At 41.6% G+C, this 13,917-nt stretch carries 15 protein-coding genes; all 15 read right to left on the reverse strand.

The features are described from left to right. Window positions 1–7: 7 nt before the first annotated feature. Genes ADP71_RS01360 through ADP71_RS01430 form a run of 15 tightly spaced genes read right to left on the reverse strand, consistent with a single transcriptional unit; the run spans window position 8 to window position 13,889 of the window. Window positions 8–1,270, reverse strand: a complete 1,263-nt coding sequence (locus ADP71_RS01360) for a lipopolysaccharide biosynthesis protein (protein WP_019958312.1) — start codon at window positions 1,268–1,270, stop codon at window positions 8–10. Further along, on the reverse strand, window positions 1,267–2,346 hold the full coding sequence (locus tag ADP71_RS01365; protein ID WP_104931315.1) for a DegT/DnrJ/EryC1/StrS family aminotransferase: 1,080 nt from the start codon (window positions 2,344–2,346) through the stop codon (window positions 1,267–1,269). The genes ADP71_RS01360 and ADP71_RS01365 overlap by 4 nt, the downstream gene beginning before the upstream one ends. Before the next feature lie 19 nt (window positions 2,347–2,365). Continuing rightward, entirely contained in the window at window positions 2,366–2,959 is a 594-nt protein-coding gene (locus ADP71_RS01370) for an acyltransferase (RefSeq protein ID WP_019958314.1), read from the reverse strand. Further along, window positions 2,947–3,999, reverse strand: coding sequence for a glycerol-3-phosphate dehydrogenase/oxidase (locus tag ADP71_RS01375; protein ID WP_019958315.1), 1,053 nt, complete (start codon window positions 3,997–3,999; stop codon window positions 2,947–2,949). Before ADP71_RS01375 ends, ADP71_RS01370 begins: the two co-directional genes overlap by 13 nt. A gap of 3 nt (window positions 4,000–4,002) precedes the next feature. Continuing rightward, window positions 4,003–5,052 (reverse strand): Gfo/Idh/MocA family protein, encoded by a 1,050-nt coding sequence (locus ADP71_RS01380; protein WP_019958316.1) that lies wholly within the window; start codon window positions 5,050–5,052, stop codon window positions 4,003–4,005. Window positions 5,053–5,066: 14 nt separating this feature from the next. Then, complete coding sequence (locus ADP71_RS01385) at window positions 5,067–6,368, reverse strand: nucleotide sugar dehydrogenase (protein ID WP_019958317.1); 1,302 nt, start codon at window positions 6,366–6,368, stop codon at window positions 5,067–5,069. A 25-nt stretch (window positions 6,369–6,393) separates the two neighbouring features. Next, the gene (gene rfbD / locus ADP71_RS01390; RefSeq protein WP_019958318.1) at window positions 6,394–7,257 is read right to left on the reverse strand and encodes a dTDP-4-dehydrorhamnose reductase; all 864 of its coding nucleotides are present in this window, start codon (window positions 7,255–7,257) and stop codon (window positions 6,394–6,396) included. Next, the gene (rfbC, locus tag ADP71_RS01395; protein WP_019958319.1) at window positions 7,245–7,799 is read right to left on the reverse strand and encodes a dTDP-4-dehydrorhamnose 3,5-epimerase; all 555 of its coding nucleotides are present in this window, start codon (window positions 7,797–7,799) and stop codon (window positions 7,245–7,247) included. Before rfbC ends, rfbD begins: the two co-directional genes overlap by 13 nt. Further along, a complete protein-coding gene (gene rfbA, locus ADP71_RS01400; RefSeq protein ID WP_019958320.1) occupies window positions 7,796–8,668 on the reverse strand; it encodes a glucose-1-phosphate thymidylyltransferase RfbA in 873 nt (290 codons plus the stop codon). The genes rfbC and rfbA overlap by 4 nt, the downstream gene beginning before the upstream one ends. 15 nt (window positions 8,669–8,683) lie before the next feature. Beyond that, the gene (gene rfbB / locus ADP71_RS01405; protein ID WP_104931316.1) at window positions 8,684–9,691 is read right to left on the reverse strand and encodes a dTDP-glucose 4,6-dehydratase; all 1,008 of its coding nucleotides are present in this window, start codon (window positions 9,689–9,691) and stop codon (window positions 8,684–8,686) included. Continuing rightward, the gene (ribD, locus tag ADP71_RS01410) at window positions 9,688–10,806 is read right to left on the reverse strand and encodes a bifunctional diaminohydroxyphosphoribosylaminopyrimidine deaminase/5-amino-6-(5-phosphoribosylamino)uracil reductase RibD (RefSeq protein ID WP_104931317.1); all 1,119 of its coding nucleotides are present in this window, start codon (window positions 10,804–10,806) and stop codon (window positions 9,688–9,690) included. The genes rfbB and ribD overlap by 4 nt, the downstream gene beginning before the upstream one ends. Then, complete coding sequence (locus ADP71_RS01415) at window positions 10,806–11,381, reverse strand: hypothetical protein (protein WP_104931318.1); 576 nt, start codon at window positions 11,379–11,381, stop codon at window positions 10,806–10,808. Before ADP71_RS01415 ends, ribD begins: the two co-directional genes overlap by 1 nt. 21 nt (window positions 11,382–11,402) lie before the next feature. Further along, complete coding sequence (gene nrdR / locus ADP71_RS01420; protein ID WP_019958324.1) at window positions 11,403–11,873, reverse strand: transcriptional regulator NrdR; 471 nt, start codon at window positions 11,871–11,873, stop codon at window positions 11,403–11,405. Window positions 11,874–11,898: 25 nt separating this feature from the next. Continuing rightward, entirely contained in the window at window positions 11,899–12,978 is a 1,080-nt protein-coding gene (locus tag ADP71_RS01425) for an endonuclease/exonuclease/phosphatase family protein (RefSeq protein ID WP_019958325.1), read from the reverse strand. Between the two features lie 44 nt (window positions 12,979–13,022). After that, window positions 13,023–13,889: a class II glutamine amidotransferase gene (locus ADP71_RS01430; protein WP_104931319.1), complete on the reverse strand. Its 867-nt coding sequence runs from the start codon at window positions 13,887–13,889 to the stop codon at window positions 13,023–13,025. Window positions 13,890–13,917: the final 28 nt, after the last annotated feature.

Below are 13,917 nucleotides of genomic sequence, written 5' to 3' on the forward strand. Positions count from 1 at the left end.
ATGTTATTTATTTTTTTGTTAGCTTAAGAGCCATATATGTAAATATACATAGTAGAAATGACATGGATATAGAAACTAGGGTTAAAGTTTTTATTATATTGTCATTAAAGAGGAAAATGATACTCAGAGGAACCAGCATGTAGAATATAGAAAAAATTAATAGGACTCTTTCTTGTTTTAAGACTACATAAATAGAGGAAATAGGAGAGGTAATAAAGTTAAAAAATAACCATGGTGTTAATACGCTGCATATTTGACCAGCTAACTGCCAAGAAGAGCCGAAGAAAGTTGTAAATAACCATTCTGATAGTAGGAATAATAATACAAAAGGCACAATCCCAATTAAAAAAGATTTTTTTATGCAGCTTAATAAAAATCGATGAAGATCATCTTGTTTTAGCTGAGTAAAATGCTGGTAATAGACTTGAGATAGTGCACCATTAATTAAGGAGATAGGACCTTGTAGGATGCGCCAAGCTAAAGCAAACTGACCTAAAACACTCACAGTAAAAAAGATAGACAGCAGGATATTAATGCCATTTAATCTAAGCGCATCAATCAGGGCTGTAGGAGCATTGTATAGTGGTAAATTTTTAAAGTGAGATAATAATTTCCTATTAAGCATAGGATACTTTTTTTGAATCTTCTGAGGAGTTAACTTCCTGATACTATAAATTAAAGCGATAGCTTGTCCTATTAGATTTCCTAATATAAGACCTGATACACCAAAATTAAGTCCTAACCCTAACGTGATTTGACTGCCATTAGTTGAAATACTTTGTAACATGCGCTGATTGGCAATTGTTGAGTATTGTTTGTGTCGATTAAACCAAAATGTAATAGATTGAGTAATACCTAATATGAGTATATTAATACCAATGAGAGGTAGCCAAATTGCAAGATCTGCATTGCCTAGTAAATGGCTAATTTCATTTTTGAAAGAGCTAAAAAAAACTAAGCATATTATTGAAAATATGAAAATAATTTTAATAGTTAAAGCCATTAAATGCCAAGCAGTTTGATGCTTTTTAGGAAGTATTATTCCATAGTCATATCTTAAGCCTGCAATTGGAATAAGAGATAGAACTATCGATGTGTATAATATAAATATGCCAAATTCATTTGGAGTATAAATTCTGGTTAACAGGGGCATACACAAAATAGGTAAAATTTGTGCAAAAGCCCCACTTTTTAATAAAGTTAAAATATTGGTTGTTAACTCATTTTTTTTTGTGAGAGGCCAGTATTTTTTAAAATATTTATTGCTCACGATGCAGAGAAAACCTTAGCAATATGTTCTTGGTCATGAATAGATAAATAAGGATGCATAGGTAAGCTCATAACCTCTTCTGCCACTTTATCGCCCACAGGTAATACTGCATCGCTGGCTACTGCGGGTTGTTTGTTCAATGGAATAGGGTAATGTACGGCTGTTGGGATACCTGCCTCTTTCAATTTTGCTTGCATGACATCACGATTTTTCACACGAACAGTAAATTGAGCATAAGCACTGATATTGTGCTCTTCAATGAATGGCACAGCGGTAAAGCCAACTTCTGCAAATAGCTTTTGATAGTTTGCAGCGACTTCTTGGCGCAAGCGCATTTCATCGTCCAAAATTGCTAATTTAGGCAATAAAATAGCGGCCTGTAAGGTATCTAAACGACTGTTCACGCCCACGCGAATGTGGTGATAACGGCGATCTTGGCCATGGCGGGCTACTTGGCGAATGATTTTTGCCAATTCTTCATCATTGGTAAAAATTGCACCACCGTCACCATAGCAACCTAAAGGTTTACTTGGGAAAAAGCTGGTGCAGCTAATAGTAGTTAAATTGCCAGATTTGCGACCTTTATAAGATGCACCGAAGCTTTGTGCCCCATCTTCAATCACGGGAATATTGTATTTGGCAGCGATGGCATTGATGGCATCAAAATCCGCACACTGACCGTACAAAGACACAGGAATGATGGCTTTGGTCTTGTCGGTAATGGCCGCTTCCAAAAGCTCGACATTTAAATTATAAGTATTTTCATACACATCAACATAAACTGGTTTGGCACCTAGCAAAGCCACTGTTTCAGCAGTTGCAATGTAAGTGAAACCTGGGGTGATGACTTCATCGCCCACGCTGACACCTAAGGCCATCAATGCAATTTGCAAAGCATCGGTACCATTGGCACAGGTGATACAATATTGGGCACCGGTGTAAGCAGCTAATTTTTCTTCTAATTCGACCACTTCTGGACCTAAAATGTATTTGCCATGGCTTAATACTTTTTGAATGTTGGCATCAATTTCAGATTTGATACGTTGTTGTTGTGCGACTAAATCAATGAATTCCATTTAAAGCGTCCTGTAATTTTTATTGTGCAACCGTCTTGGTTAAAAATTTGCCATTCAATTGGTATTGATCACCAGAATGAATGCAGATACTGGTGGCTTCACCTTCTAATGGTAAATCTAATTGTTCACCATATTCGCTCATCCAACCAATTTGGCGAGCGGGTACGCCTACCATTAAAGCATAGTCTGGTACATCTTTATTCACCACAGCACCTGCACCGATAAAAGCGTAGCGACCAATCGTGCTACCGCAAACAATAGTACAGTTGGCACCAAGCGTTGCGCCTTTTTTGACTAAGGTATCGCGATATTCGCTTTTGCGTTCAATTAAAGAGCGTGGATTGTAGACATTGGTAAAAACCATACTTGGACCACAGAAAACCCCTTCTTCCAATGTTACATTGTCATACACAGAAACATTGTTTTGGACTTTGCAGTTGTCACCAATGATGACTTGATTGCCCACAAAAACATTTTGACCAAATGAACAACCTTTGCCGATGACAGCACCGCTACAAATATGCACAAAGTGCCAAATGCGGCTGCCTGCGCCAATTTGTGCGCCTGCATCCACAATAGCGCTTGGGTGTACGGTGTAATTTAATTCAGACATTTTAATAATTCCTCACAGGCCATTTCGCCTTGTATTTGTGCAGTAGTCCATTTGCCGCCATATACATGTAATACATTGCCAACCGTTTCAAAAGCCCATTCTCTTGTACTGTTACTTGGATTAATCGCATCTTTGAGTAATGGTCTCACACCAGCAAACGTCTTGCAGACATCTTGTGTCGTCAATTGCTGCTGGTGATAATAATTGTAAGACTCAAGCAAATATGCGATTTCCTTATCTGAGGCAGGCTCTGATTCAGGTTGATTTTGACGTATTTCCGTTGTGCCTATCATGGTTTGACCGTGGTAAGGCAAGACAAAGAAAATCCGCTTTTCATTCGGAATCGGCAGCATCAAAGCTTGGTTCAAAGGCTTATCCACCAGAATGTGGCTGCCCCTGACCCAATCCATTTCAATGGCCAATTTTGCTGCTTGTTGCTGACGCAAATGCATGACCCAAGGACCTGTGGCATTGACAATGGCATCAAAATTTGGCAATTGTGACAAGTCTTTTACAGGGCGCTTAGTGTGAATCATCCCACCCAAATTTTGAATTTGTTCAATGACCCACAAGCCCAATTGGTAATCATCCATTTGAGCATCATAAAAAGAATAAGCACCCAAAAGGTTTTGCGAGCTCAAATTTGGATTGCGTAACAGTGTTTCAGACGCACTTAACCAGCGACTTTTGGGAAAGCCGCTGCCTATGGCAAGGACATCATACAATTTGGTGGCCGTACCAATTTGCCAACGTGGACGGCCAATGCCTTGGTAGATGGGAAACAGCAATTCCAATTGGTGACACAAATGCGGCGCTTGTTCTAACCAAAACTGTCTGGCTTGCAAAGCTTTGTGTACCAATTTGAATTGGCCAGTTTCCAAATAGCGCAATCCTCCATGCAGTAATTTAGAGGAGGATTGGCTTGTGTGTGCCATAGGCGCATCTTTGTCAAACAACTCAACCTGATAACCACGTTTGAGTAATGACCAAGCAGTACAGGAACCAATGATTCCTGCACCAACCACAGCGATTTTTTTCATGAATCAATAAATCAGTGGCAAAGACACGGTTTTGTTGTCGCGTGCTGCTAAATAAATAGCAATCAACAATTCTAATGATTTTAAACCTTCACGGCCGTCTGTCATTGGCTCAGCTTCACCACGCAATACATCGATTACATTTTTGTAATAGAGTGGGTGGCCAAAACCATACACAGAAGTGGTTTCGTAATTGGCTTCTTTGACTTGGGCATCATAGTCTTTTTCGTCTGCGAAATCCCAAGTTTGAATGTCATTGACAGCCACGCCACCAACACGCACAGTACCCTTATCACCTAAAATAGTGATAGAGCCTTCGTAGTTTTTAGGATAAGTACACATAGTGACTGCCATAGAGCCTAAGGCACCATGACGCCAGCGAATGTTCACGACACCAGTATCTTCAGTTTCAATGTCACGATGAGTTGAAACCATGGCTTGCACATCTTGTACTGGGCCAATTAACCATTCCATCAAGTCTACATAATGGCTAGCTTGATTCATGAATGCGCCACCATCAAACTCCCAAGTACCACGCCAAGCACCTTGATCGTAATAGTCTTGTGGGCGAGTCCAAAAAACATTCAAATGAACCATATTGATGTTGCCAAAACGTTTTTCTTCAACGGCACGCTTTAACAATTGCATGGTGGCATTCAAACGGTTTTGTTTGACTACAAATAAGCGTTTACCTGCTTTATCTGCGGCCTGAACCATACGTTCGCCATCATGTAAACGTGTTGCCATTGGTTTTTCAGTTAAGACATTAAAACCAGCTTCAAAGCAATCAACTGCTTGTTGAGGATGTTGACCAGAAGGTGTCGTCAAGATAATCAAATCTGCATCTGTTTCAGCCAACAAATCTTTCAATTTGCGATAAGCTTTCGCTTGTGTACGCTCAACGGCACTGGCCAATGCAGCTGCATCTGTATCGCATACTGCGACCAATTCTAAAGAATCCTGATGCGCTTCAATGGAGCCAAAGTGGTTGTTGGCAATGCGACCGCAACCAACCAACGCCACTTTAATTTTTCTGTTTTGGATAATATCGTACATAATTTGAGTGACTCTTAAGCTTTAACAACTTTGTTAGATTGTGCAGAGAATTTACCGCGAGTATCTATAATTAATTGTGCATGGGTTTCTAATAACTCATAGTCGAATTTATCATGCTCAGTAGTTAAAATAACGCAATCATAAGAGGCAATATTTTCAGCAGTTAATTCGATACTGTCTAATTCAAAATTGTGTTCGCGCATTTTTGGGAAGCTAGGAACATGAGGGTCGCTGTAATCGACTTTGACGCCTAAATCGCGTAATTTTTCCATGACAAAAACCGATGGGCTTTCACGCATGTCATCTACGTTTTTCTTGTAGGCAATACCTAATACCAAAACACGACTACCTTTTAATGATTTTTCGCGATCATTCAAAGCCAAGGCTGTTTTATTAACAACATAATCTGGCATGCTAGAGTTGATTTCACCTGCTAACTCAATAAAGCGCGTGTTAACACCAAACTCACGGGCTTTCCAAGTTAAGTAAAATGGATCGATAGGAATGCAGTGACCACCAATACCAGGGCCAGGATAATAGGCTACGAAGCCGAATGGTTTGGTTTTGGCAGCATCAATCACTTCGTAAATGTCTACACCCATTTTATCGGCCACAATCTTCATTTCATTGGCCAAACCAATATTCACTGCACGATGGATGTTTTCTAACAATTTGGTCATTTCAGCGGCTTTGGTCGAGCTCACTGGTACCACTTGGTCGATGGCTGCACTATACAAAGCAATACCCACTTGTAAGCAAGCATCAGTATGACCACCGACTACTTTAGGAATGGTGCGGGTTTCAAAATTAGGATTGCCCGGATCTTCGCGCTCTGGTGAATATACCAAGAAGAAGTTTTCACCCACTTTTAAGCCGCTTGCTTCTACGCGTGGCAATAATTCTTCTTCAGTTGTACCAGGGTAAGTCGTACTTTCCAAAGACAGTAATTGACCTGCACGCAAGTAAGGTTTCACAGCATCGGTCGTATCAATCACATAGCTAATATCAGGTTCACGGTATTGGTTCAGCGGTGTTGGTACACACAGAATGATAGAGTCACATTCAGCAATACGAGAAAAATCGGTAGTGGCCTCAAATAAAGTTTGAGCGTCCTGAATTTTTTTAGAATCAATGTGTTCGATGTAGCTTTTGCCTGAATTTAAGGCAGTCACTTTAGATGCGTCGATGTCAAAGCCAACTACCTTGAAGCCTACTTGAGTATAGCGCAACATTAAAGGTAAGCCGACATAACCTAAACCAACAATACCGATAACAGCTTCTTTGTTTTGGTAGCGTTGAATTGCTTGTTCAAACATATTGAATATTTCCCTAAATTGAATGTTAATTTACTTCATTAATAATAGTTTGGATGATGGAATGAATTTGTTGTTGTAACTGTCTACGTGCTTCTTGCTCAGTTACTGACTGTATTGAGGCTAGGGCGGAATAATTTGGGCGTACCCAATCTCGCGATGTGGCTTCTGTCAGTTGTACTTGGTAAGGAGAGCTAGGCATCGTGTACTGAGACAGTTCTTCTGCAATCATTTGAGCCAGTTGTAATCTTGTAATCACCACATTACCACTGTAATGAATGATTTTTTGAGACAATGGCGATTGAATTTGCTGGAGAATAAACTTGGCTAATTCATATGCATTGGTTGGTGTACCAGTCGTATTTTCGGTAATTTGTACGGTCTGTTCACTTAACAGTTTGTTAATGACAGTAGGAATAAAATTGTTACTGTATTGGCTAAAAACCCAAGAAGTACGAATAATCGTCACATTGTCGCACAGAGAGAGTGCCAGCGTTTCACCTGCTAATTTAGATTGACCATAAGTATTGCTTGGATTAGGTGCATCTAAATGGGTATAGGGCTGGTTGGCCTTGCCATCAAATACATAATCTGTGGATAAATGTATTAAGCGACAACCAATTTTTTGAGCAGCTTGCGCTAAGTTGGCAACACCGACAGCGTTGACTTTAAATGCTAAAGCGGATTCATTCTCTGCTTGATTGACATTGGTATAAGCCGCTGTATTGACAATCACATGAGGTTGAAAGCCTTCTACCATAGCGTTGACTGTAGCTAGATTGGTAATGTCTAAGGTTTTGGAATCGGTAAAAATGACTTCTAAGTTATCCGGTGTGCAATCACGCAAACACTGACCTAATTGTCCTCTTGCTCCTGTAATCAAGACACGCATGTTACAAATTCCTTTAATGACATTCCTAATAAGTCTTTTTCTGACATCACTGGCGCTTGATTGAAGAGTGGCCAATCTATGTCTAAGTCATTATCATCCCATAAAATACTCAATTGGTCATTAGGAGCATAATAATTAGTGCAATGGTACAATATTGTGGTATTTTCTGCCAAGCTTAAAAAGCCATGGGCAAAGCCTGGTGGAATCCATAGTTGTTGGCTTTTTTCTGAATCTAAAACAACGGCTTGCCATTGTTTGAAATGAGCAGACTGAGGGCGAATATCTACAAAAACATCATAAATTTTACCTTGCAAGACTTGAATGAGTTTGCCTTGAGGATGGTTTATTTGAGTATGTAAACCACGTAAAACATTTTGTTTTGATTGAGAAATATTGCTTTGCACAAATACAGGTTCTGGCATATTGAATAAACTTGCATATTGTTGTTGATGTTGTGATTCGCTGAACCAACCACGTTCATCTTGATAACGAGGGATATCTATTAAATGCACACAGCCAAAAAAGGTTTGGGTAATTTTCATGGTAATTGCTCTAAAAACTGTTGTACATATACATCATATGCCGATTGTGACTGATTAGAGTTGTGCTGCAAGATGGTTTGTTTACTGCACCAACCTTGACGCAAGGCAAGCTCTTCTAAACAGGCAATTTTGAGACCTTGCATTTTTTCAATGGTATGAATACACGAGCCTGCATCGAGTAAACTTTCCGCAGTACCTGCATCTAGCCATGCAAAACCTCGACCCAATGGTGTGTGTTGTAAACGCTGTTGCTGACGGTATTGTTCTAATACATCCATAATTTCCAATTCGCCCCGTTGAGAAGGGTGGGTATTGGCGGCAAATTGACTCACTTGTGCATCAAACAAATACAAACCAGTAATAGCAGAATTGGAAATCCATTCGCTAGGCTTTTCATACAACCCAATAATGTTATCGTTTTCATCAAAACAAGCCACGCCAAAGCGTTGAGGATTGTTGACTTGTTGGGTGAAAATGGTAGCGCCATTGAGATTACTGATGGCGTGGTGAAGCTTTTGTCCAAAGCTTTCACCAAAGAAAATATTGTCACCCAAAATCAAACAAACATCATCGCCTTGTAACCATTCTTGTGTGATTAAAAATGCTTCTGGAATGCCTTTGGCTTCTTCCTGTACAAAATAGGTGATGTGTAACCCTAAGCGGCTGCCATCACCAAACATGCGTTGGAATAAATGTTGGTCTTCAGGATTGCTAATTAAAGCAATATCTTGAATGCCACCCAACATCAATACTGATAATGGGTAGTAAATCATTGGTTTATCATAAACGGGTAGCAAGTGTTTGTTCACTGCAAGCGTCATCGGATTCAAGCGGCTGCCTTTGCCGCCTGCGAGCACAATACCTTTCATGCGCAGACTCCCAACTTATGGATGGATGTTTAAAGGGGTATGTAAAGCTTGATGAACCGTCGCAGCCAAGCCCTGTTGCAATGAAGTTTGGGTATGCCAATTTAATTGCTGTTGAATTTTGCTCGCATCCAAAGCATAACAACGATCGTGCCCTAAGCGGTCGTTGACAAATTCAATTGGTGTTTGGTTTACAGGACGCTGTAATTGGGTCTGCACTTCGATGTATAAAGCTTCAAGCAAGTGTAAATTGGATATAGGGCGGCCTGCCGCAACCACATAGCTTTGATTGGGTTTGGCTTGTGTTAGCATCAACCATAAAGCGTGTGCATGGTCTTCAACATATAACCAATCCCGTTTTTGTAAGCCATCGCCATAAACAGGAATGGTTTGCCCATTTTTAATCCGTTCTATGGCCAATGGAATCAATTTTTCAGGAAATTGGTCTGGACCGTAATTGTTGGTGCAATAACTTATCAAAGTGGGCAAGCCAAAAGTACGTTGGTATGCTTGCACATAATGGTCAGCTGCTGCTTTGCTTGCAGAATAAGGGCTGCTAGGCTTGTATGGGCTGGTTTCTGTGGCAAGATAACCATTGTCATCTGCATCACCAAAGACTTCATCTGTCGACACTTGTAAATATCGAAAAGCGGCCTGTAAATTTGGCGCTAAGCGTTGCCAATATTTTAAGGTCGCTTGTAATAAGGATAAAGTGCCTTGAGTATTGTTGTGTAAAAATACTTGGGGGGCATCAATGGAGCGATCGACATGGCTTTCAGCAGCCAAATGCATGACCGCCCATGGTTGGTGTTGTTGTAAAATTTCGCTGATGGCAGCCGTATCGCATACATCGGTTTGATAAAAGTGTATTTGCGCCAAGGGCAAGACATCGCTTAAGCGACCTAAGTGACCAGCATAACTGAGTTTGTCGATGATTATGATGTCATCTTGGCTGTGTTGCGTTAAAAAGCGCACCAAGTGTGCGCCAATGAAGCCTGCCCCGCCTGTCACCACAATGCTGCTCATATCAAAATTTCTCCTTGCTCACCGACGTGTTGGCTATGGCGTAAATGCCATTTGATATCTTCTCCAATTGGGGTAACCGTATGGGTTTTCCAGACTGAATGCTGCTGTAAAACATCGGCTTGGACATTGAAATCAAACAATCCTTTGGCATTCTGTCCTAAGATTTTAGGTGCTTGGTATAAAATCAATTCATCTACTAAGTTTTGCTGCAAAAAAGCACTGCTTAGAGTCATACCCGCTTCTACCCAAACTTCATTGATTCCTTTTTCTGCCAATTGTTCTAAGACTTCAAATAAATTTTCACCTTGCCAACATAAGCTAGTGACGCCTAAATCTTCATATGCTTGAGTATTGTTTTCAGGACGGGTAAATAAAATGGTGGGAGCAACTTCGGTATTGAAAATCTGCGCATGGCTAGGGCTTTTGAGTTGTCTGTCCAATACGACACGCACAGGCGGTTTAATCATGATTTGATTGCGTACCGTCAATTGTGGATTGTCCAAAATCACCGTACCACTGCCTGTGATGATGGCATTGCTTTGTGCGCGCAAGTGTTGTACATCTTCTCGTGCTTTGGAGCCTGTAATCCACTGGCTCTGGCCATTTGCTAAAGCGGTTTTTCCATCTAAACTGGCTGCCAATTTGAGTGTGACAAACGGGCGTTTGCGCTGAATGCGTGATAAAAAACCACGATTAAGCGCGGCAGCTTCGATGGCCAATAATCCCGCTTGGGCTTGAATGCCAGCATCCTGTAAACGTTGTAAGCCTTGACCTGCTACTTGTGGGTTTGGGTCGACCATTGCGCACACCACTCGTGCGACGCCTGCTTGTATTAAAGCATTGGCGCAAGGTGGCGTTTTGCCGGTGTGGCTACACGGTTCTAAAGTCACATAAGCTGTGGCACCTTGAGCCAAATGCGCAGCTTGTCGCAACGCATGGACTTCTGCATGCGGGCCGCCTGCAATGACATGAAAACCTTCACCGACAATATGCTGGCCTTGGGTAATCACGCAACCAACTTTAGGGTTGGGGCTGGTGGTATTGCCCACGCTGGCCGCCAAATACAGCGCACGCTGCATCATGGCGGTGTCAAAATCAGAAAAACTCATAGACATTATTGAACGCTGATATTTTGAATCATGCCAGCCAAAGCTTCAGGATTTTGTGTGGTACTGATGGCACAAACAGAGTAAATATTTTGCTGATGTACCGCTTGGCAAGCCTGATTAACGGCATTGTCACCAACGGTTTCACTGAATTGGTATGCCAATTTATTGTTTTGAACCGAGCCTACCACCACTTGTTGCAGTTTGGCATCGGCTTTAACGGAGTCGCTCAATTTGGCCAAATACGTATTGGCATCTGCTTTGGCTGCGCCTAAATCTGCTGCATAAATCAAAACATCATTGCTGGTGTCGTTTTGTAATAACAATAATTGCTCAGTAGGAATGTCGCTGATTAACTGATTTGCTTGGGCCAATTGGTCGGTAAATTGACCTGTGGTTTCAAGGCTTAATTTGCCATTGGCCGAGGTCAATTTTTGGACAGCTGCGGTTGCAGTTGGCGCGGTGGCAGATGCAGTTGGTGTTGCTGCTGGGATGTCACCGACAGAAGATTGTGTCTGTTGATTACAAGCTGCCAACATAACCAAACTCAAAGCGCTGATGCCTAAGGCGTGAAGGTATTTCATTGTTTTCCTTTTAATGAATGCTCAATCATTGTGATGGGGTTTCGGCTGTGTCAGTCTGGCAATGGTTTGCGTAAATTCTGACACATCGTTAAAGCTGCGATAAACCGAAGCGAAACGTACGAACGCTACTTCATCCATTTGGCTCAATTGGTTCATGACCAATTCGCCCACTTGTTGGCTGGTGATATCACGCTCGCCATATTGTTGGATGGTTTGCTTAATGGCCAAAATGGCTTCTTCGATTTGGTCTTGGTTGATGGGTCTTTTATGCAAAGCACGGGTCATGCTTGTGCGCAATTTGGTTTCATCAAAAACAACACGTTCGCCTCGTGCTTTGATGACTTGTGGCATGCGAATTTCTGCGGTTTCGTATGTGTTGAAACGGCGATCACATGCATTGCAACGACGACGACGGCGAACGCTGTGGTTGTCATTGACCAAACGAGAATCGATCACTTGCGTTTCCAAATGATGGCAATAAGGGCAGCGCATTTAAAAGCGTCCTGTAAGCAAGGGTTCAATCATATTTGGTTTTCGTCACTTCTTGAATGGGTTGGGCTTCGGCAATGGTTTCATTGGCATCAGCATGGTCTTGTTCATCAGCGGTTAATTCAGGTTGTAACAGCTCTGCTTTGGGATGATACTGAAATTTAGCATAAACTGGAAAGTGGTCGGAACCCACATTGCTTAAAAGCTGTAAATTTTTAATGAAAAAATCATTGCTCACGAACATGTGGTCTAGTGGCCAGCGCAAAAACCAATATTGGGCATGAAAGGTGTTGTAAAGCCCTCGTCCTACCCGTGGATCTAAGAGACCGCTTATTTTTTGAAACAAGCGGGTGGTGTGCGACCACGCCACATCGTTTAAATCGCCAAACACAATCACAGTTTCATCGGTTTGATCGATTTCTTTGCCCGCTAACAATAATTCGGCATCACGTGGCGTAGACACATCACTTTCGCCCGGAGCAGGCGGCTCGGGATGCAAACAATAAATCTTCATGCTTTCGCCCGAGCGCAAAACCACTTTAGAAACAATAGAAGGAATGTCTTCTTTGACCCAATAGCGTATCTCGGTATCAGACAATTCTAAGTGGCTATACAAATGCATGCCGTATAAATTATCCAAAGGCACTTTGACGGTATAAGGATAGTCTTTTTCCAAAACTTGTAATTGTTGCTCCCACCATAAATCGCTTTCTAGCGTTAACAATAAATCGGGCTGATATTGTTGTACCAGTGCAATGACTTTGTCTGCTTGGTGGTTGGGTGTTAAGACATTCACATTTAAAATGGAAATCGTGCGCTCATCATCAGGACTCAAATCCGACAAAACTTGTTTAGGATGCCAAGGGCTATAAGCGCTGATTTTGTAAATTTGGTAAAGCAAACACAAGACATTAGCGGCCTGTAAAATGTGAATGATGATGCTTTGTTGTTGGAAAAACCAACTGATCAATAAGATGAAGCAACTTAAAAAGGCAATTTGCAAACGTGGAAAGTCAAACATGCGCACAGTCCAATGGCTGTTGCGAGATAAAGGCAAAACAGTCGCAATAATAGGTACGAGCAGCAATAATCCGAGCAGCCAATTCATGACATTCCTTTAATATTGAAGCAGTCATCCATCATAGATATGATTTAGGGTTTGTTGCTAGAAGATGAGCAACCTGCAGCGCCAACACTGCGAGCAATTTTAAGTCCTTCTTCGATATTTAAGTATTGTTTCGGTTCGGGTGCATCGCTGTAAATGACTTTGCCTTCTCGAAAACAAACCAATTCATTGACTGCCAATTGTTGCCATTTTTCATTGGTGGTTAATGGCAAAGTGGCAATCACTGCCACGCGATCGTTGGGCGTGGTGACGGCTGAGAAATCAATATTGATGTCATCATCTAACAATACCGCTTCACCAAATGGCGCTTGGCGCACAATGTAATGCAACAAAGTGGTGGCGTGCGCAAACATCATGTCGCCATTGGACATTAAAAAATTAAACAAGCCATAGTTGCGGATGTCTTTGACTAAAACATTGATATGGGCAGTCAGAGTTTGCTCGTCAGGTTTGGTATCAAAGGTTTGGCGCAATTGTTCCAAAATATGGCAAAAGGCTTTCTCAGAGTCGGTATTGCCTACAGGACGGTAATATTGTCCTACGGCAGGATGAAAATCTCGCAAATTGCCATTGTGGGCAAAAACCCAATATTCGCCCCACAATTCACGCATGAATGGATGGGTATTGGCCAAAGCGGTTTCGCCTTGTGTGGCTTTGCGAATGTGGGCGATGACGTTTTCAGATTTAATTTGGTAAGTTTTGATCAAATCGGCAACAGGTGAAGAGGCACTCGGTGCATCATCATGGTAAAGACGCACGCCTTTGCCTTCAAAAAAGGCAATGCCAAAACCATCGGCATGGCTATCGGTTAAACCACCGCGCAAACGGAAGCCTTCAAACGAAAAAACGATGTCTGTGGGCGTGTTACAATTCATTCCGAGTAATTGACACATGCGGTTTCCTTAGGGTGGTGATGGGTTG

It is taken from the genome of Vitreoscilla sp. C1 (genome assembly GCF_002951955.2).
Taxonomy (GTDB): domain Bacteria; phylum Pseudomonadota; class Gammaproteobacteria; order Burkholderiales; family Neisseriaceae; genus Vitreoscilla; species Vitreoscilla stercoraria.